The sequence below is a fragment of the Pseudoalteromonas sp. 31A1 genome (assembly GCF_011378815.1).
GTDB classification, from domain to species: Bacteria; Pseudomonadota; Gammaproteobacteria; order Enterobacterales; family Alteromonadaceae; genus Pseudoalteromonas; species Pseudoalteromonas arctica.
Window position 1 is genome coordinate 261,470 of record NZ_WTKY01000005.1, and the last position, 18,534, is coordinate 280,003.

Genomic DNA, 18,534 nt, shown 5'->3' on the forward strand with positions numbered 1-18,534 from the left:
ATTATTGTTCCTTTTGAGACTTTAAAACACTCAGCGGTGATAAAAAGTAAATAGCTAAAATCCCTACCATTACACTCAGCCCAAAGCTAAAAATAGCGGGTGTATCAGATGCACTCAACATGCCAAATACCCACATAGATGACGCAGCCGATAAGCTAATCGCTAACACATTTTTGGGCTCTAACTTATTTATTTGATAAAAAACGAGGTAATCAATTGCTAAGGCAATAACAAGTAACGCACCGAGTAAATTAAATAACGACAAGCTACCTTGAATCGCATTACATACCCAAAGCATGCTCAACACCACAACAGATAAAATGGTCACCTGCAGCAGCGCTATCTTAATCGTAAATCGCCAACTAAAAAGCAGCCAACTAATAAAACCCGCAAACACTAGGCTTAATAGTAAATATTCACGGTAATCACTTAATAAAGCACTAATTTGTTTAGGTTTATTATAAATATAAACACCTTTACTTTTTTCAACTTCATTAATTAATTGATCAGATGAAATACCCGAAATAGACATCCACGTTATCGATTGTTCTGACTCAACAACCATTTGAGAAAGCAGTAATGGTTTAAATGTACTCGTGGCGAGTGTTTTATAAGTTAATAACGGTGCCTTTGTACTTGTTAACGCTTGCCCTGTAACGCGCTCTGCAATATCCAAAGTCCCTTTATTTTTAGCCTGTTCAAACAAGGCTTGGTTATCGCTCTGCTTTTGTAAACTAGGCAACCAATGGCTAATGCTATTATGTTTAAAATTAGGGTTTAGTTGGGTTAAGCGTTTTAAAAATTGCTCTTGTTTTTGTAAAAGTGCTTCGTCGCTATCTGCAAACATAAAAACAATTTGGCTATCCCATTGCCCAAGTAATAACAAATGCTTTTTTTCGTTTAGCATTAAATGTTCGGAGCTTGCATTTAATAGCTTTACATCATCATTAAAGCTAATGGGTTTTATTAAAAATAACGCACTTATAAGGGCTAATAACGTAATGAGTATCGGTTTTTTTAAACTATTGCAGTATAAAAAAACCTTAATGAGTTTTTGACTCATCAATAAACTCGAAGGCGATAACCTGAGTGTAGATTGCCACAATGGCAAAACTAAAACTGTAAATAGCCAAGCACTCACTAAACCCGCAATAACAAACACACCAACTTGAGATAATAACGTTAGTGGCGCACCTAGTAAGCAGCAATAACCCAACGTAGTCGTAATAAGAGAGAGTAAAAGCGCAGATTGTGTCCCTTTGCTGTAGCCTTTTTCATGCTCTTTTTTGGCTAAGTCAGTCATACCATGAAATGCATAATCAATGGCAATACCAATCAAGGTAACTGCAAAAACAAGCGTTAATAAATGAATAGTATTAAACAGCAACACCATAGCGATAGCGCCACCAATAAGTGCGCTCAGTACGGTAAAGCTTGCTAATAAAATACTGTTTAAACGCCTAAATACCCAAAATACCATAGCAATAAGGGCTAATAAGCTAATGCCACCAAACAGGCTCATCTCGTATTTAGCTTGTTTAGCATTTTCAGCCGTATGAAATAGCACACCAGAGTAAGTAATGCTTAAATCAGGGTAGGTTTTATTAAGTATATTGATCTGTTTAATTATCGCGCCAGCTAAATCAATTGATTTATTAACCCCTAAATTTTCGGGCGCTAAGTTTGCCAAAATGACACGGTATTCAACGCCTTTTAAACGTCGAGTTAAACGACCTTGTTCAAGCGTAAACAATTGGCTTTGTTTTAAGTTATCTTCTATAAATGCCGCTAGGCTCAAACTTGTATCTTTGCTTAAGGTAGCACTTACAAATGGGTTGCCTAACTGATTTAATTGCTCAAGGTAATAATGTTCAAACGTTGTTTTTTTGCTTAATGTTTGCTTGTAAGTATCACTTAATAACGCATGTTTGAAAGGTGAGAATGTTTGCGCTAAATCGTTAACGGACGGAAAGTTAAATGTGCTTTTAATTGCATTATCGTCGAGCCATTTTTGGAAATCATCAAATGCTTTATTTTTATTATTTCCTGCAAACGAGAACATAATACGGTTAGCATTTTGCTGAAAAAAAACATCTTCCGCATGTGCAATTTGGGAGTGCGACTTTGGCAATAAGCTAAACATATCGGCGCTAAACGTTGGTTTAGACAGCCAAAAAGCTGCAGCAAAAAGTAAAATTAAACTGCTAAACCACCCTACAATAACGGTAATTCGTTTTGTCACTGCACTATTCCCTTAATTAACCACTGCATTATTTAAAAACATAATTTTATTTGGAATAAGTAAACTCAATTTTTGTGTTATTTCCTGAGTGCTCATTTAGTGTAATACTGCTCACTTGCTTAGCAGTTTCACATAAAATAAAATCACTAAATAATTGCTGTAGCATCGCTTCTTTTGGTATTAACTGTGTGCAACTGTCTTGCATTTTAGCAATGTCAAAACGTGTTTCCAGAGCACTCATATTTACGCTAAGTAAGTCACTCAGTAATCCTACAAATTGCTCGCTACCGGGTTGTGGTATTAACTCACCATTGGCATTTTGTGCAAGCACTTTGCCGTTTTCTATTATGAGCATACTCTCAACAGGCATTTTCACTTGCCAAATTAGCTTTTCATCAATTAACGAAAAAACACCCGACGAAATAAAAGGCTTAGCAAATCCATTAAATTGCTTATATTGCTTAAACTCACCTTTAATAGCTGCTGCATTTACTACAGAGCAAAACAGCAAAAAGCTAATGGCTATGCTCAATGTAAAACATTTTAAAAAATTCATTTAATCGCCTATAAAATAAAAATTTAATTCAAAACCGCTTTTAACTTATTAAATAAAATAGCGGGTGATTCAAATTGCATTTCTTTGGAGCTAACCTCAACCGCAACTTGCGTGGTTGAGGCTTTAGTAAGGCGCTTATTAGTTAGCGAGTCAGTGATTACGTAATCAATCCGTAGTCGGTTCTCGTATTCTTTTAAGTAAGCCGCTACTTTAATTTTTTGAGTAAATACTGCTGAGGCAACATACTTTATTTGCATATCAACAATTGGCCACGCGTAGCCCGATTCATGCATTTGCGGGTAATCATAATCAAATAAACGCAGTAACTCGCAGCGCGCTACTTCTAAATAACGTGGGTAATTTCCATGCCATACAACATTCATTGGGTCGCAGTCATGAAATGGAATTTCAATTTCTACCACATGCGTTAATAATGCACCTTTACTATTCATACAACGCCCAACGTTTAGTTTGAATATACCCTATTGTTTGCCTTAGCACGGCTTCCATTGGTCTATCCTCAGTGAGGTTTTCAAAGTAATCAGTTATATCGGTATACATGTTTTGCATATCTTGCGTTAAAGTCGAAAACTCAAGATCGCCTTGTTTTATACGCAATCTAACACCTTGAATACTGGCTAATAACGTACTTGCTAACACTTGTTCTGTTAGCTGTAAAATACGTAAACAATCGCGAGACGCAATAGTTCCCATACTCACTTTATCTTGATTATGACACTCCGTAGAGCGAGAAAAAACGCTGGCCGGCATGGTTAGCTTTAATGCCTCTGCTGTGTAAGCACTACAGCCAATTTGAACCGCTTTAAAACCATGATTAATATAACGGCGCTCTGGTGCACTATCAGACAAGTTTGAAGGTAGCCCATTGTTGTACTTAGTATCAACCAAAGAAGCGATTTGTCTGTCGGCTAAATCAGCAAGGTTTGCAACGGCTGTTTTCATGCTATCCATTGCCATTGCAATATGGCCTCCGTAAAAATGCCCGCCGTGTAATACATGCTCACCTTGGCCGTCAATTATTGGGTTATCGTTTGCTGAGTTAAGCTCGTTTTCTATCATGTGCCTAAAAAACGGAAGACTGTCTTGCAGCACACCAATAACATGAGGTGCACAACGGATTGAATACCTATCTTGAAGTCTGTCTGCATTACGAGGGTGATCGTGATGGTTTAAATCGTCTCTTATCCAACGTGCAATTTGTTGCTGCCCAGGATGTGGCTTAACTGAAAATAATATCTCATCAAAATGATGGCTATTTCCTTTAAGCGCTAAGCTTGATAATGCAGTAATACGGCTCGCCAGTTTAGCTAAGTAATTAGCCCTATCAAACGCTAAACACGCTAATGCAGTCATTACCGCTGTGCCATTCATAACGGCAAGACCTTCTTTTGGCCTTAGTGTTAGTGGTTCTAAGCCAACTTCTTTCATAACTTCTGCACTGTTACGTACTTGGTCTTTGTAAAACACATCACGCTCGCCTACCATCGCACCTGCAACGTAAGATAACGGTGTTAAATCGCCACTGGCACCTACGGACCCTTCTTGCGGGATCACAGGCACTATATCGTTATTTAAGTAATCTTTAAGTAGGTGCAGCATTTCCCAGCTAATACCAGAGTAGCCCTGTGAAAGTGATGTTAAGCGGGTCGCTAAAATTGCACGCCCTTGAACTTTATTAAATACATCCCCGAGTCCACAGCCGTGAAAGCGAGTTAAATGCAGAGGTAATTCATCAACTAAATCAAGGGGTACAGCCACCGTTACAGAATCACCGTAACCAGTAGTAACGCCGTAAATCACGCCATCTTCTTTTAAAAGTGTGTCTAAAAAACGCAAAGCGCTATTAATTTTAACGCTAAAAGTTTCACAGCTATTTAATTGCACTTGTGTTTCATTAAAGGCAACTCGAACAATATCTTCAATTGATAATCGCTGATTGCCAAAAAGCTGTATATTTTGTTCAGTCACACTTGTTCTCCATTGATTGATCGCGCACTACCTGCTGATCACTTTTCCAAAAATCGTAAAAATTAAACCACTGATAAGGATATAAAGCTGCGTAATAACTCAAACGCTGTGCATAGTCAGTAATAATAAGTGTTAGCGCCTGCTGTCGCTCTCGTCGAGGCATTTTTAATGATTGGCTGTAATGTTCAAATATCACTTGATACTTTTTGCTTTTTTTATCCTTTAAACAAAACAAAAAGTAAACAGGGCAATCAAGCAGCGCGGCTAATATAAAAGGGCCCTGTGAAAATGGGGCATTTTTGCCTAAAAATGGTACCTGTACCGACCGAGAAGCCGTTGTTGTGCTTGTTCTGTCACCAACAATAACGATTATTTCTCCCTGCTCTACTTTTTCTTTTAGTAAAATAGCTAAGTCAGGCCCCATATCAGTCACTTGTATTAAATTAACCGACACATCTGGGTTAATCTTTTTAAGCATTTTATTAAATTCAACAGCGTGATGGGTAAACACCAGTACATTTATTTTTTTACTGCTGCGGTGCTGGCTAAGTGCCCTGCACACCTCTAAATTACCCAAGTGAGAACCTATAAAAATAGCCCCTTGATTTTTCTCATCTAGCTCAGCAAATAAATGCTCATTCGTGTATTTAATATCACGTTGGGTTATTCGCCCAAGCCAAGCATCAATTTTATCTAATGCGCTATCTGCAAAACTACAAAAGTGCGCTAATTGCATTTTAAACGTAACAGGTTGTTTGCAGCCTTGGTAAACATTAACTTGCTCTAAAAACGCTTTAGATGCTACACGCGCTACTTTTCCTGTTAAAAAAAGATAAAAAACGACAGGAAACAAAATAATCCACAGCCCTTTTCTACCCAGTAATTTATGAGCAAATAACAGTATTTGAATACCTAAGAAATTACCGCGTTCTTGCATTTTAGACCAGTGTTTAGCAGCCATAACGCCTCTTTAATTTATGCCAAATTAACACAGGAGAGCGAATCAACATTCCAAAAAACAAGCGGGTGTGTAACCACGAAATACGCACGTTATCGTGTAATGGCTGAAAATGAGAAAGCCCATTTTCGGGGTAAATTACTTGGCTAGGTAAAAATACAAAAGGCACATTGCGCCAATATAAACGCACTAAAATTTCGGGGTCAAAATCCATACGTTTTCCAAGCGATACCTCATCAATTAGCTTTGTACTTTGCTCAAGCGGATACACTCTAAAGCCACACATCGAATCTACAATTGTAAAACTTAACGTTTCAATCCATACCCAAACATGCGTTAAATAACGTGCTAAATAACGGTGTTTAGGCACTGAATCGTCATATATTGGGCAACAGCTTATAAGCGCTTTAGGCTGAGCGTTTGAAAGCGCTATTAGTTTTTTAATATCAGATAAGTCATGCTGCCCATCTGCATCAATCTGTATCGCATGCGAAAAACCTAGCTTATGTGCCTGCTTTAAGCCTGTTTGTACCGCGCCGCCTTTGCCTTGATTATCGTCGTGGGCAACTACACTCAACTGCGCGTGTTTTGCATCGAGCTTACTGAACACATTTTTAGCTTCGGCGTTGCTTGCGTCATCAACCATAATAATAGGAAGATTAAATGACGATAATTGGCTCAGTACATCATCAATAACCGTAACGTGATTATAATTTGGGATAACAATACAAAAGTTATTCATTTATCAGGCTATCAAAAACAACACGGCCAGACGCATGCTGTCCTTTATTTGAATTATACGAAAAGGTATATTTATTCTCTGCTTTTTGCTCAAGTAATAATTCGATTGTTATACTTGGGGTAATCACTACCTGAAATTTTAATACTTCAACATTTTTAACAGGTTGCTGAACATTATAATATTTACAAATTGCAGCCACAGCCCAGTCTAATTGCACAACACCTGCGAGTATTGGGCCATCCGTAAAATGTCCTTTGAAATAATCTAAATCATGAGGAACTAGTAAGCTTAATTTATACTTTTGCTCTGCTTTTTCACAAGACAGTAAATCAGGCTGTGTTTTAGTCAACTTTTGCAAAAAGACTCTCCAATGCTTTTAAATTTAACTTTGCCTGTGAGTTGTATGGTAATTGCTCTACAAAACGCCACTTTTTAGGGATACAAATTCGCTCAAAGCGCGCTAATGCATGCGCTTTTAATAAATTATTTGTAGCTAACTTACCGTCACCATTAAAAAACATCTGCCCTTTATGCGTAAGCACAACAATAGCGCCTAGAATTAATCGCTCACCAGGCAAGGCGATTACTTTAGCTTCACTTACCCACTCACTAGTACACAAATATTGTTCTAGCTCATCTAAACTTAATCGCTTTTCTTCTAATTTTATAATTCGATCGAATCGGCCTAATAATCTAAATTGACCATTTTTAAGTACTTCGCCTCTATCATCTAAAGGGTAATTTTTGTCGCGAACGAGCGGTGAGTTTAAAATTAAACGCTGATCGTCCAAAGCCCGTACTTTAATACCCGAAAATGGCTGCCAAAGGCTAACCTTTTCAAGTGAAGTAACTTGTCGATATGCAATACCACCTGTTTCGGTACTACCAAAAACTTGTGTAACTGGTTTATTTAATTGCGTAAACAACGATACAGCATCTTCGTTTAATAGCGGTCCACCTGATGAGAAAATCCATTGTAAATGAGACTTATCATCCACTAAAACATTATCAATACATAACCGTTTTAACTGTGCTGGGCTTGAAACAAACACTACTTTTTTAAATAACTTGAGCTTTGTAGCTATATGTTCTGGGTAATGCAATAGTTCTGTATTTACAACCTTTCCTGCACGTAATGGCCACAATAATCTAAACAGTAAGCCGTATATATGCTGATGCGAAACACTCGCTATAAAAATAGGATTATCAATCAGTGCGTAGCTATTAATTAATGTACTTAATTCTTTATTTATTACCTGCCACGTTTTTACAATTGGCTTTGCTTTACCCGACGAGCCCGACGTGTAAAAAACAATTGTGCCTTCTTGAGGCCATTTAATTGTTTCAATAGATACAAAGTGAGGTTGATTGACTAAGGTGCCTATATCTAAAAAATCAGCCTCTAAATCGGCTACTAATTCAGACTCACCAATAAAAAAAGGTGTTTGTTTAAGCAAGGAGTTTAACGTTGCAGGTTGCCCATTAGGCGGCAAAATCACTGTGTTTCCGTGTAGTGCCAAAGCAAATAAGTACACGGCAAATTTGTAGGTGTCTGTGGTGTATAAAACAACCGATGATTTAGCATTTAACGTTGATAGCTTTGCTAAAACTTCGTTTATATCACTAACAAACTGACGCTCCGAAATATCCTTATCAGTATGATTAAAACATGTTCTTATCGCATTACTTTGAAAAGCATTAAACACCGGCGTTCCTTTTTACTTTTTGTCTGACTAGCCACTCTATAGCAAACAATGTGCCCATAGCTAAGTAAGCAATAAAACCATTATAAAAAGCCCAGGTTTCTAGGCTACTAAAAATACTGGTGTACAGGGCAATACCACCGTTTAATACAAAAAACACACACCACACTAGCGTTACTTTTTTTGTATAAATTACACCGTTTTCATCAAGTGAGGGCTCAGTAATGCGCGCAAAGGTTTCAATAATAGAAGGCCCTTTATACAAAGAATACGCAAACACAACTAACATAACTAAATTAATGATTACGGGATACAAATGCAGCCCTAAGTCGCTATCCATTACCTTGGAAATCAAAATAGTAATGGCTGCTAAAAATGTAGCGGGCTTTAACCACGGCATTTTATCAAACAGGGCTTTGCTTAACCAAAGTCTAAGCCCGAGTAAAAATAGCAGTAATACTGTAATAATCTGACTATTAAAACGCGTAAGGCCTACGTACACAATAATAGGGTAGCAAGCCAAGCAAATCATAATTAACGTTGTTAAAACTGCTTTTAACATAGTATTAGTTAACTAACTTTTCTATTTCGGTGACTATGTCTTGCACTGTGCGCACAAGCTTAAAGGCATCAGGCTCAATTTTTTTACCTGTGATTTCTCTTAATTTTACAACTAAGTCAACTGCATCAATACTGTCTAAATCAAGATCTTGGTACAGGTTAGCCTCTAAGCTAATATCTTCTGGGTCTATTTCAAATTCGTTTTCTAAAATGCCGTGTAATACATCATAAATTTCAGCAGCGGTTTTCATCTTTCTTCCTACTTTTATATATTAAGAACGTGCTTGTTCAATAAATTTTGCTAAAGAATTAACTGAGGCAAAGTGCGCTTTAGTTTGATCAGAGTTTGCATCTATTTTCACATCAAATTGCTTCTTTATCGCAAGACCAAGCTCTAATGCATCTATGCTGTCTAGTCCTAGGCCATCTACAAATAAAGCGTCATCATCTTGTATGTCAGCAGTGGTCATGTCTTCAAGGTCAAGGCTTGAGATAATCAGTTGTTTTATTTGTTCTTTTAATTCGCTCATATATTTTTTAGCTCTTGTGTAAAATAATGTTGTAAATCTTTAGTCAATTGGCGTGATTGCATCGCAGGCATATCGCTGTCGTACGTTGCACAATTAAACTGCTGGCTCGCAAGCCCCATTGTAAAATGCGCCTGATATGGCGCGACCTTATACCAAGGTGTGCCTTTGGTTAAAGTGTTTGGCTTCATTTTAATTAAAAAAGTAGTAATGGGCGCATGACATCTAATTGCAATATTTGCAGCGCCTCGTTTAAACTTTAATGTTTTGTGAGGCTCTGTCCGTGTCCCTTCAGGAAATACAATTAAGTTATTACCCTTTTGCAAACTGCGCTCGCATTCTCGTAATAGCTCCTGCGGATCGTCATTACTTATATAGCCGGTGCTTTTAATAACGCCGCGCATAAAAGGATTTTTAAATAAATGCGCCTTTACTACGCAATCTGCATTTTTTACTACCGAAATTAAAACAACAACATCAATTAAAGAAGGATGGTTTGCTAATATCAGTTGCCCTTTTAAGCCTTCAATTTTTGCTTTATCGTTGACATGAAATCGAATAACGCCCGTTACATGCATTAAACTAACAAACCATTTGAAGCTGTAATGTACTGTTTTTCGAGCCTTAATATTTTGTTTAACTGAGTCACTTTGAAATAGGCGCTGAGCAGGAAAAACAATAAAGGCTAATAGTAAACCACCAACCCCAAAAACTGAAAAGCAAAATGCAGTAGCAATAATCCGCCAAATCAACCCACATAACCTTTGTACATTTTTAAGCATGGTATGTAAGCTGCCAATCGTGCTCAAGCGTGTTATGAACAAGTAATGTATTGCTTCGCTCATACAAAGCTTTAGCGCATTGAATACTCATTGGTAAGTCGCTTTTTTCCATGCCCGTATTAAATACTTTGTTTAAACTAAAATGGGGTTCGCCTTTTTGCGGCGCTCTTATTATTAAACCAATAGAGTGTGCTATTTGCTGTTCATCGGCGTACTGAGCGTAAATATCGGGGAGAGTCTCGTCGGTATGAACTATTAACATGTGTTGCTGATCGTTATCAGCAAGTCTTACAAAGCCATCTACGAGTGCATAAATAAAGCTTTCGGCTCCTGCAGCTATAGCATTTGTAGCACTTGTATTACCCTGTATTATCCCAAAAAGTCCCGATGCGGCATTATGCACACTTAACCCAAAACCAGTGGGCGACAGTGGCTGATCATTTACTACATCAATAAGTAAGTTAGACGTTTTGTGAAAATCACCGTGGCGAGAAGAAAAAACACTCGGTAAATTAACATAGTTACCTTGAGTGCTTACTTGATGAGCACTAAAGAGTGCCATTTTAATAAAGGAAGTCATTCGGCGTCGCTGCATAGCAGGCACCCAACTAAGATTTAATACAGAGGAATCAAACCAATTACTCTCTTTTATTTGTCGCTGTTCGGGCTTTATCCATATAGCGAGTTCTTCAACAACAAATTTCACAGTTCAACGTATTTTATTAAAAATAAGGGAGGGAATTTTACCGATTTTAGCAATAGAAGTAAATAATCTTTAACAAAAAGCACCGAACTAGCAAGCTGTTCAGTGCTCGCTCATATTACTAAGAAAGCAGGGCTATATCGCCTTGCTTAATACACTTAGCTTTGCCGCCAACAACATCGTTGTTATTCAACTCATTAATTAATACTTCGCCTTGAGCTTGCTGCTCATTACTAAGCGGTAAATACGGTAATCTAAATACTGGGTTTACTGCGCCAGTCATCATCAATGCGGTATTAATAGCAATCGGGTTTGGTTCACAGAACAACCAGTTCATCAATGGTTGTAACGACGCATTTAGCTCGCTACTTGGCGTATCCATTAACTGACGGAACAAACCAGGTATAAGGTTAGAAGTAACCGAAATAACACCGTGCGCTTTATGTGTGTGGCGCGCATCGTGACTTTCGTCATCGTTACCCGACCAACATGCAATACCTTGTTGTTCATAATGGGCAATACGTTCATTACCGCCACACTCTTTTACACCAATAAAATATTCATGTTTAGCGAGTGGCTCAATAATATCAGGTGTTAGGTCTTGACCTGTTCGCCCTGCTACGTTGTAAATAAAGGCAGGTCCAATATCAAGTACGCGCTTAAAGTGCTCTTTAACACCCGCAATAGACGTACGTCCGTAATATGGATTAATTTGCAGTGCTGCATCCATACCGCTGGCAAAGCCATATTTAGTTGCTTTAATCGCTTCACGGGTGTTGTTACTACCGGTATTACCGACAATAACTAGTTCGTCGCCATACTTGTTTGCACTGTGCGCTATAAGCATTAAATGCTCTTCCCAGTTCATTAGCTGGCCTTCGCCTGTTGTGCCACCGACTACAACGCCATCAACGCCCGCTGCAATTTGTATTTCTACGAGTTCATCGTACTTTGCTAGGTCTATTTCACCGTTTGCTAAGTATGGCGTTTTGATAGCTGTAATAAGGCTTGCTTGTTTAATTTTCTCTAGGGTGCGCATAAAAAATCATTATTTATAAAACTTGCGCTATTTGTAACATAATTGCCGATACTTTTGGAGGTGTAAGCGCACATTTAATTATAAAATCGCTTGTGTTATTAAGTTTGGTAATACAAAATGAATAACTGTATATATAAACAGTATTCCATTTTTAACGATACCAGAGGCTTTATGCGTTTATCTGACTACTTAGCAACTCATTTTTATAACACCGATGAACTGTGCCAAGCATTAAATATAGATGCAGATATACTTTTAGCTTGGCAAGAGCGAAGTGTTTTCCCCAAACCAAGTTACTGTATTAAAAGCCAACTTAGCTGCAGCTCATATTCAGGCTTATATGAATGCGAAGAGTATGACGACTATTACCCGCGCGGCTGTGTTAATTGGGGGCAAGGTCTTTTAAAACAAAAAATAGAATCATCAAGCCACGCTTTTAATTATTTTGCACAGCAATATACTGCAAGCCTAACTAAACTCGCTCAGCAAGGATTTACGTTTAACGAAGAGTTATTTGGCTGCGAAATAGACGAGCACCTACAACAAGTTTGGCAACAGTTTTTATGCAGTAAGTACGGCGTACTTACTCAAAATGGATTAATAGACGAAATAGTCTCGGTAGATATTGGAAGATTATTAGTTGACGACATTACCGAACTGCGCAGTAAAGCGAGCTTAAACCAAGACGAAAGAGCGCTACTGCACCCGGCCATGAAGCTTTTAAACAAAGCACTAGGGCACGGCGCCGATCATGAAAAACAACACACATTGCGCACCCGTTACATAGATGCGCTTATTTTAAAGTACGATTTGTCTATTAAATAACGTTTAAATTTACTTTGATAAAAACGTAGTGCTAAACGACCCTAAGTCTTCGTAACTAATTGTGGTTAACTGATCAGTATTAAGCTCAACAACACCACAGTAAGAGCCTGTTATAAACACTTGCCCTGCTTCTAAGTTGATTCCTTTGCCTGATAAGTAATTAACCGCCCAATAAAGTGGAAGTTGCGCAAGTTCGGCAGGGTGAATACCCGCAAGGTTTAACTCCAGCTCAGTTTGCTTAACGTTAATGTTTACACTACTTGCGTTATACGCTTTGGCTTTATCTATTTTTGGGCCTAAATACACACCTTGGTTAGATAAACCATCGGCCAGTTTTTCAATGTGAGTGCTTGGAGTGTCTTCATCAAACCTTTTTTGAATAAGCTCAAGTGCTAAGTGGGCGCTGGCAAATGCAGTATCCACGTCTTCATTTGTATAGGTTTTATTACTTGGTAAATCGCTTTGCAAAATAAATGCAATTTCTGGTTCTATCAGCGCTTTATTGTTTGTTGTGTACAGTTGGCAATTTTCAGCTTGTTTTATAGGTGCATGTAAAAGAGGTGCTAATATAATTGAGCCATTATCTAAAGGCAGCATACACTTCCAGCCATATACAGTTTGATCATTTAAATAAATCATCAACTTTTGTACTTCTATTGCATCGTCAGTCGAGTCTAATACCAACTCTTTAGGAAAGTTTGAACGTGCTGGGTTTTCTTCTCTTTGTGCCATTAAGTGAGTAGCAATTAGTTTTAGCTGTATTGAGTTGTTCACATAAATCTCTTTAAAATACGTTACTGGTTAAGCAGTAAATAGGAAGGATTACTTTATTAATGTGCTAGTTTAGGCATTAGAACATAATGTTAAATGCCTATAATTAAAATTGTATTTAAAACAAAGCGTGGTAATTATTTAAGTATCAATAGATTTAAGCGATCGTAAAAACAGACCTAAGCCGCCAAACGCTAAAATTATAATAACAATCAAATCAAACGACGTCATAGTCCGCATGCTAAATCGAACACTCGATATAACGCCAAATATTAGTGCGGTTAACGATCCTAGCGATAGCACCCAGCCTAAAATATTTTTAGAATTATAAAAAATCAGACCCACACCAAAAATAAAGGGGATCATAACCATGCCGCCTGTAACGCCAAAGCCACCTAAAGCATTAACACTATAAATACGAGAACTTAGTCCAAAATTAGAGGTCACCGAAATTGCGTTTAGCAGCATATAAAAGCCACCGCACATCATAATCAAACCAATAAAAAAATGCCCAATACCACCAGAGCTTCCACCCGCACCTTTCATTATTAATTATTCCTTTTATATTTTTAAATTAATCATTTTGAATGGTAATTGCTCGACTATTAACATTTACCGCAGTAAACGTAATCAATCAGTGCGAGCGCGAAAAACTTATCGCGTAATTACATGCCAAATAACATAAAACCAAGATAAAAAACCATGCAAGATTGCCCATAACACAGACTCATTAGCACTCCATGAAATGGCAATTGCTAGGGCTGTACCAAAAGAGACTCCATATTTTACTATTTCATTTCTTGAGTTTCTCATTAATTATACTCCTAATTTTAACTTATTAGCTGCTTGATTTATTTACTAAAACTGAAAGCTCTTTACCATCAATGTTTATGCTTGCTTCTTTGCCCAGCTCAACGACTAAAGAAGGTGCCATATGTTTTCCACCTAATTTCAGGTCGGTTGCTAAGCTAACGGTCGAGTCATCAATTGGCGTTAGTGTAAGGGCAAAGCTATAGGAATTATCAACTGAAACTGATGCATCTTCGTTTGAATTTACAACTAAAGTAGGTGAGCCAATTAGGTTTTTATTATCATAAAATTTGGCGTTCACTACAAAGCTCTCATTTGCTTGTGCAAATGAGACAAAGCCTAAAAACGCGACTATTGCCATTAATTTTTTCATTATTATCTCCATATAAATTGATACAGCTTAAAACTATTAAGGCTTTATTGGCTGTGATTTTTCAGCTAGCAATTTTCTAGTGATTGATGTTACATCGGTCACTATACTTTCCATGCGCTAAGGCACGTAATAGTGCCTATGAGTGTTTCTATATTTACACCAGAGAACTTTAATGTAAACAATAAATTAAATAAGCCATTTATTAGAGTAATCTGTGATACAAAAAACGACTTTTAATAATTTTATGGAGCACTTTAGATTTCGCCACACTGCGAATTAACAAAATAGAGTCCTATTCGGTTTCATTGATATATTGGGGGAATTGAGTATTTAGGACGGCTGGGCTGAGGATAGAAGGTGATGTAAGTTAACAGCACCTGTTTGAGTATTTACTTGGTTATATGTAATTTAGCTAAGTGGTATAGGAACGCTTAACCAATTGATCTATATACATCAATACTACTGTTGGTTAAAAGCCCGGTAACTTGCGTACCAAACGCTTTAAAGTGTGACTCGTTTTTATGCGCTTCAAAGTGCTCATCAGACGCCCATTGTTCGCTAACTACATAGTCAGTATGCTCAGCATCACTTTTTACCGATAATTCATAACGTAAGCACCCTACTTCTTGGCGCGATGACTTTTGTAAGTTTTCAAGTGCTGTAAGCATTACATCTGCATCAATATTTTTGCACGATAGTGCAGCTATAACCGTTAACATGTGTATTCCTTTTAAAAGTTAAGGTGTAGATAATCTACACCTTAAAATATTTAATTTAACTTTGCGTTTGAGGTAAGTTTACTGATCCCACTGCGGCGCAAAGTCTGGTGTTGCTTGTCGGTCGCCACAATCTAAGCCATCAATGCGGGCTATGTCTTCATCATCTAATTTAACATGGTCGTTAAAGTTATCTTCCAAGTTTTTACGCTTAGTTGATGATGGAATTGTCGTCATGCCATTGGCGTTAACCCATGCTAAAACAACTTGTGCCGGGCTTGCATCATGCTTTTTAGCAATATCGATAATGGTTTGATCTTTAAGCACCTTACCTACAACAAATGGCATATATGCTGTTACATGAATGTCGTGCTGGGCACAAAAAGCACGCAATTTAGTGTTAGTTAAGTACGGGTGTACCTCAACCTGATTGGTAAATATTTCACGTGAGTCAAGCGTTTGCATTGCTTCATTTAAGTTTGCAATAGTGAAATTAGAAACACCAATGTGCTTAGTTAAACCAAGCTGCTTTGCTTTTAATAATTCAGTAAGGTATTCACTCATTGGCTCGTCGTTAGCAGGCGATGGCCAATGAATTAGCAGTAAGTCGACCGAATCAACTTGTAGCTTTTCAAGTGACTTTTTAACGCTTGGAATAAAATCGCTTTTATTTAATTTGTTATTCCACACTTTGGTAGTTAAGAATATTTCACTGCGCGGAATATTGCTGTCTTTTATAGCTTGACCTACTTGCTCTTCGTTGCCATAAATTTGTGCGGTATCAATATGGCGAAACCCAACTTCGAGTGCCATTTTTACTGAGTTATAGGCAGTGTCGCCCTCTAAGCGGAATGTTCCCATACCGAGTTCTGGCATTTCTATTACACGTTGTGTCATGGTTTATCCTTATAAAATAATCGGTTTTGAAATACAAACTTCACTGAAGCTTTACGAAATACACCTTTTACTTATTATTACGACTGTCACTTAAAAATCTATGACCTCATAACAGGTATGAGGTCATTAATTTTAGTTTCAACCTTAACAGAGGATAGTTTACGCTTGCTGAATTTCACGTTTATCAAGCATACCGCTGTAGCGTGTAACACCGAGTGCTAAAACAGAGATAACAGCGCCTATCCATGCTGTATCTTGCAGGGTCATATTCTCTACTACGCTACCGCCAATAATTGAGCCAAGTGCAATACCAATATTAAATGCGGCTATGTTTAAACCTGATGCAACATCTACTGCATTTGGCGTGTGCTTTTGCGCTTGCTTTACTACATAAAGTTGCAAGCCCGGTACATTACCAAAAGCAAATGCGCCCCAGACTAAAATAGTAAGTACAGCGGCAATTTTTGATTCCATCGTAAAGGTAAATATCAGTAAAATAATACTCAAAGCGCTAAATATAATACTTAGTGCGCTAATTGGGCCGCGTTTGTCAGCTAACTTTCCACCCCAAATATTACCTATCGCTACCGATACACCGTAAACAAGCATTATTAAAGCAATAGCCGAAGGCGCAAAACCTGTTTGTTGCTCTAAAATAGGTGCTAAATAAGTAAACGCTGTAAACGTGCCGCCGTAGCCTAATATAGTCATTAAATATACGAGTAATAAACGTGGTTTTACAATTACTTGTAGTTGCTCTTTAAACGTTGCTGGTATTGATTGTTTTAAGTTTTTTGGTACTAAAATAGAGCTGCCAATTAATGCAATTAAGCCTAATACCGACACAACTAAAAACGTAGCACGCCAACCAAAGTGCTGGCCAATCCATGTACCTAATGGCACACCAGTTACTAATGCCACAGTAAGCCCGGTAAACATAATCGCAATTGCACTGGCTTCTTTATCTTTACTTACTAAGCTTGTGGCAATCATCGATCCAATTGAGAAAAACACACCATGGGCAAGCCCCGTTAAAATACGCGCAAGTATTAATGTTTCGTAACTTGGCGCTTGCAAAGCAAGTAAGTTGCCCAGTACAAACAAACCCATTAAGCTTATTAATACCACTTTACGATTCCAACGACCTGTTAAAGCTGTTAGCACCGGCGCACCAATAGCAACGCCAACCGCATATAAACTTACAAGCAAACCCGCTGAAGGTAGGCTTACGCCCAAGTCGTTTGCAATGGTGGGTACTAATCCCACTATTACAAACTCAGTTGTTCCTATTGCAAATGCGCTTAAGGTAAGCGCCCACAAAGCCAATGGCATAGTTATATCCTCATTAATATATGAAGAATGTAGTTTGGCTAAAATATCATTTGCAAAAAACAGCATTAGTGACAAAATACTTTTGTTAATAATGCAAAGATGATGTTGGTATACTTATGGCTGTTCATTCAAAAACTGAAGATTTAGAAACGTTTATAACGGTAGTAGATTGCGGAAGCTTTTCGGGTGCGGCTAATTTGCTCGATCAACAGGTGGCTAAAGTGTCGCGAGCTGTATCACGCCTTGAAAATACATTGCAATGCACTTTGCTAAACAGAACAACACGCCGATTAGAACTTACCGAAGAGGGTCATACTTTTATAAAATATGCGCGCGAGGGGTTAAATACGCTTTATACCGGTGAAGAAGCCATAAAGCTTTTAAAACAAGCGCCAAGTGGTAAGCTGCGAATAGATGCTGCAAGCCCTTTTGTATTACACCAACTTACGCCTTTAATTGGCGAATTTGCTAAGCAATACCCTCACATAACGCTTGATATAACCTCGCACGACAGCATTATTGATTTACTTGAACATAAAACCGATTTAGCCATACGCATTGGCGATTTAAAAGACTCAAACTTACATGCTCGTAAACTCGGCAGCAGTCAGTTACGTATTGTAGCCAGCCCAGAGTATATAAAAAACAACACAGCAATTGCGCAAATTGATGATTTACAAAATCATAAGTTAATTGGTTTTAGTGACTCCCCTAAATTAAATACCTGGCCATTAGTAAAACCCGCTTTATTCACGTTTTCACTTAGCGCAAGCAGCGGCGAAACAGTGCGCCAACTATGTATTGCAAACCAAGGCGTTGCGCTACTTTCTCACTTTATGATTGGCAATGACCTAAAAACAGGTAAATTAGTTGAAGTGTTACCCAATGCAATTAGCTCGCCAAATAACCGAGAAATTATACAAGCCGTTTATTATAAAAACAGTGCGGTATCGTCTCGAATTGTGGCTTTTTTAGACTTTATAAAGCCACGACTAAGCTTATAACTAT

The 18,534-nt window shown here is 37.8% G+C and carries 22 protein-coding genes; 2 read left to right on the forward strand and 20 right to left on the reverse strand.

The features are described from left to right. Position 1: 1 nt before the first annotated feature. From GQR52_RS07765 to dapA, 14 genes are all read right to left on the reverse strand, one after another. Positions 2-2,242 carry a transporter gene (locus GQR52_RS07765; protein WP_165728051.1) on the reverse strand — a complete coding sequence of 747 codons (2,241 nt, stop codon included), beginning with the start codon at positions 2,240-2,242 and terminating at the stop codon, positions 2-4. Between the two features lie 46 nt (positions 2,243-2,288). Next, positions 2,289-2,798 carry an outer membrane lipoprotein carrier protein LolA gene (locus GQR52_RS07770; RefSeq protein WP_101216993.1) on the reverse strand — a complete coding sequence of 170 codons (510 nt, stop codon included), beginning with the start codon at positions 2,796-2,798 and terminating at the stop codon, positions 2,289-2,291. 23 nt (positions 2,799-2,821) lie between these two features. After that, complete coding sequence (locus GQR52_RS07775) at positions 2,822-3,250, reverse strand: acyl-CoA thioesterase (RefSeq protein ID WP_007580812.1); 429 nt, start codon at positions 3,248-3,250, stop codon at positions 2,822-2,824. Continuing rightward, positions 3,243-4,787, reverse strand: coding sequence for an aromatic amino acid ammonia-lyase (locus GQR52_RS07780; RefSeq protein ID WP_024593020.1), 1,545 nt, complete (start codon positions 4,785-4,787; stop codon positions 3,243-3,245). The genes GQR52_RS07775 and GQR52_RS07780 overlap by 8 nt, the downstream gene beginning before the upstream one ends. Then, complete coding sequence (locus GQR52_RS07785) at positions 4,780-5,748, reverse strand: acyltransferase (RefSeq protein ID WP_165728052.1); 969 nt, start codon at positions 5,746-5,748, stop codon at positions 4,780-4,782. Before GQR52_RS07785 ends, GQR52_RS07780 begins: the two co-directional genes overlap by 8 nt. After that, complete coding sequence (locus tag GQR52_RS07790; RefSeq protein ID WP_165728053.1) at positions 5,738-6,487, reverse strand: glycosyltransferase family 2 protein; 750 nt, start codon at positions 6,485-6,487, stop codon at positions 5,738-5,740. Before GQR52_RS07790 ends, GQR52_RS07785 begins: the two co-directional genes overlap by 11 nt. Continuing rightward, a complete protein-coding gene (locus GQR52_RS07795; RefSeq protein WP_165728054.1) occupies positions 6,480-6,845 on the reverse strand; it encodes a thioester dehydrase in 366 nt (121 codons plus the stop codon). The genes GQR52_RS07790 and GQR52_RS07795 overlap by 8 nt, the downstream gene beginning before the upstream one ends. Next, positions 6,829-8,193: an AMP-binding protein gene (locus GQR52_RS07800; RefSeq protein ID WP_165728055.1), complete on the reverse strand. Its 1,365-nt coding sequence runs from the start codon at positions 8,191-8,193 to the stop codon at positions 6,829-6,831. Before GQR52_RS07800 ends, GQR52_RS07795 begins: the two co-directional genes overlap by 17 nt. Further along, complete coding sequence (locus GQR52_RS07805; RefSeq protein ID WP_165728056.1) at positions 8,186-8,752, reverse strand: hypothetical protein; 567 nt, start codon at positions 8,750-8,752, stop codon at positions 8,186-8,188. The genes GQR52_RS07800 and GQR52_RS07805 overlap by 8 nt, the downstream gene beginning before the upstream one ends. A 4-nt stretch (positions 8,753-8,756) precedes the next feature. Then, positions 8,757-9,002, reverse strand: a complete 246-nt coding sequence (locus GQR52_RS07810; protein WP_002958648.1) for an acyl carrier protein — start codon at positions 9,000-9,002, stop codon at positions 8,757-8,759. A gap of 21 nt (positions 9,003-9,023) precedes the next feature. Beyond that, on the reverse strand, positions 9,024-9,281 hold the full coding sequence (locus tag GQR52_RS07815) for a phosphopantetheine-binding protein (protein WP_007580830.1): 258 nt from the start codon (positions 9,279-9,281) through the stop codon (positions 9,024-9,026). Next, a complete protein-coding gene (locus GQR52_RS07820; RefSeq protein WP_206017434.1) occupies positions 9,278-10,060 on the reverse strand; it encodes a lysophospholipid acyltransferase family protein in 783 nt (260 codons plus the stop codon). The genes GQR52_RS07815 and GQR52_RS07820 overlap by 4 nt, the downstream gene beginning before the upstream one ends. After that, complete coding sequence (locus GQR52_RS07825; protein ID WP_173585785.1) at positions 10,053-10,766, reverse strand: beta-ketoacyl synthase chain length factor; 714 nt, start codon at positions 10,764-10,766, stop codon at positions 10,053-10,055. Before GQR52_RS07825 ends, GQR52_RS07820 begins: the two co-directional genes overlap by 8 nt. Positions 10,767-10,884: 118 nt before the next feature. Further along, positions 10,885-11,802, reverse strand: a complete 918-nt coding sequence (gene dapA / locus GQR52_RS07830; protein WP_165728057.1) for a 4-hydroxy-tetrahydrodipicolinate synthase — start codon at positions 11,800-11,802, stop codon at positions 10,885-10,887. Between the two features lie 171 nt (positions 11,803-11,973). Between dapA and GQR52_RS07835 the strand changes: the two genes are divergently transcribed. After that, the gene (locus GQR52_RS07835) at positions 11,974-12,627 is read left to right on the forward strand and encodes a DUF6058 family natural product biosynthesis protein (protein ID WP_165728074.1); all 654 of its coding nucleotides are present in this window, start codon (positions 11,974-11,976) and stop codon (positions 12,625-12,627) included. A 9-nt stretch (positions 12,628-12,636) separates the two neighbouring features. Here GQR52_RS07835 and GQR52_RS07840 read toward each other — a convergent pair whose 3' ends face one another. The 6 genes from GQR52_RS07840 to GQR52_RS07865 form a co-directional block, all read right to left on the reverse strand. Then, positions 12,637-13,401 carry a 2-keto-4-pentenoate hydratase gene (locus GQR52_RS07840; protein WP_165728058.1) on the reverse strand — a complete coding sequence of 255 codons (765 nt, stop codon included), beginning with the start codon at positions 13,399-13,401 and terminating at the stop codon, positions 12,637-12,639. A 138-nt stretch (positions 13,402-13,539) separates the two neighbouring features. Beyond that, entirely contained in the window at positions 13,540-13,944 is a 405-nt protein-coding gene (locus GQR52_RS07845) for a hypothetical protein (protein WP_002958658.1), read from the reverse strand. A gap of 292 nt (positions 13,945-14,236) precedes the next feature. After that, positions 14,237-14,581, reverse strand: coding sequence for a hypothetical protein (locus tag GQR52_RS07850; RefSeq protein WP_165728059.1), 345 nt, complete (start codon positions 14,579-14,581; stop codon positions 14,237-14,239). Positions 14,582-15,012: 431 nt separating this feature from the next. Further along, positions 15,013-15,300, reverse strand: coding sequence for a putative quinol monooxygenase (locus GQR52_RS07855; protein WP_165728060.1), 288 nt, complete (start codon positions 15,298-15,300; stop codon positions 15,013-15,015). Between the two features lie 78 nt (positions 15,301-15,378). Beyond that, the gene (dkgB, locus tag GQR52_RS07860; protein WP_165728061.1) at positions 15,379-16,194 is read right to left on the reverse strand and encodes a 2,5-didehydrogluconate reductase DkgB; all 816 of its coding nucleotides are present in this window, start codon (positions 16,192-16,194) and stop codon (positions 15,379-15,381) included. A gap of 159 nt (positions 16,195-16,353) precedes the next feature. Next, the gene (locus GQR52_RS07865; protein ID WP_165728062.1) at positions 16,354-17,526 is read right to left on the reverse strand and encodes an MFS transporter; all 1,173 of its coding nucleotides are present in this window, start codon (positions 17,524-17,526) and stop codon (positions 16,354-16,356) included. A gap of 116 nt (positions 17,527-17,642) precedes the next feature. Here GQR52_RS07865 and GQR52_RS07870 point away from each other — a divergent pair, with 116 nt between their 5' ends. Further along, the gene (locus tag GQR52_RS07870; RefSeq protein ID WP_165728063.1) at positions 17,643-18,530 is read left to right on the forward strand and encodes a LysR family transcriptional regulator; all 888 of its coding nucleotides are present in this window, start codon (positions 17,643-17,645) and stop codon (positions 18,528-18,530) included. The last annotated feature ends 4 nt before the right edge of the window (positions 18,531-18,534 follow it).

Coding starts and splice junctions, on each gene's coding strand:
- GQR52_RS07865 (WP_165728062.1), bottom strand. CDS start 17,526: ATGCCATTGGCTTTGTGGGCGCTTACCTTAAGCGCATTTGCAATAGGA.
- GQR52_RS07785 (WP_165728052.1), bottom strand. CDS start 5,748: ATGGCTGCTAAACACTGGTCTAAAATGCAAGAACGCGGTAATTTCTTA.
- GQR52_RS07775 (WP_007580812.1), bottom strand. CDS start 3,250: ATGAATAGTAAAGGTGCATTATTAACGCATGTGGTAGAAATTGAAATT.
- GQR52_RS07820 (WP_206017434.1), bottom strand. CDS start 10,060: ATGCTTAAAAATGTACAAAGGTTATGTGGGTTGATTTGGCGGATTATT.
- dkgB (WP_165728061.1), bottom strand. CDS start 16,194: ATGACACAACGTGTAATAGAAATGCCAGAACTCGGTATGGGAACATTC.
- GQR52_RS07790 (WP_165728053.1), bottom strand. CDS start 6,487: ATGAATAACTTTTGTATTGTTATCCCAAATTATAATCACGTTACGGTT.
- GQR52_RS07805 (WP_165728056.1), bottom strand. CDS start 8,752: ATGTTAAAAGCAGTTTTAACAACGTTAATTATGATTTGCTTGGCTTGC.
- GQR52_RS07815 (WP_007580830.1), bottom strand. CDS start 9,281: ATGAGCGAATTAAAAGAACAAATAAAACAACTGATTATCTCAAGCCTT.
- GQR52_RS07855 (WP_165728060.1), bottom strand. CDS start 15,300: ATGTTAACGGTTATAGCTGCACTATCGTGCAAAAATATTGATGCAGAT.
- GQR52_RS07870 (WP_165728063.1), top strand. CDS start 17,643: ATGGCTGTTCATTCAAAAACTGAAGATTTAGAAACGTTTATAACGGTA.
- dapA (WP_165728057.1), bottom strand. CDS start 11,802: ATGCGCACCCTAGAGAAAATTAAACAAGCAAGCCTTATTACAGCTATC.
- GQR52_RS07835 (WP_165728074.1), top strand. CDS start 11,974: ATGCGTTTATCTGACTACTTAGCAACTCATTTTTATAACACCGATGAA.
- GQR52_RS07770 (WP_101216993.1), bottom strand. CDS start 2,798: ATGAATTTTTTAAAATGTTTTACATTGAGCATAGCCATTAGCTTTTTG.
- GQR52_RS07810 (WP_002958648.1), bottom strand. CDS start 9,002: ATGAAAACCGCTGCTGAAATTTATGATGTATTACACGGCATTTTAGAA.
- GQR52_RS07850 (WP_165728059.1), bottom strand. CDS start 14,581: ATGAAAAAATTAATGGCAATAGTCGCGTTTTTAGGCTTTGTCTCATTT.
- GQR52_RS07845 (WP_002958658.1), bottom strand. CDS start 13,944: ATGAAAGGTGCGGGTGGAAGCTCTGGTGGTATTGGGCATTTTTTTATT.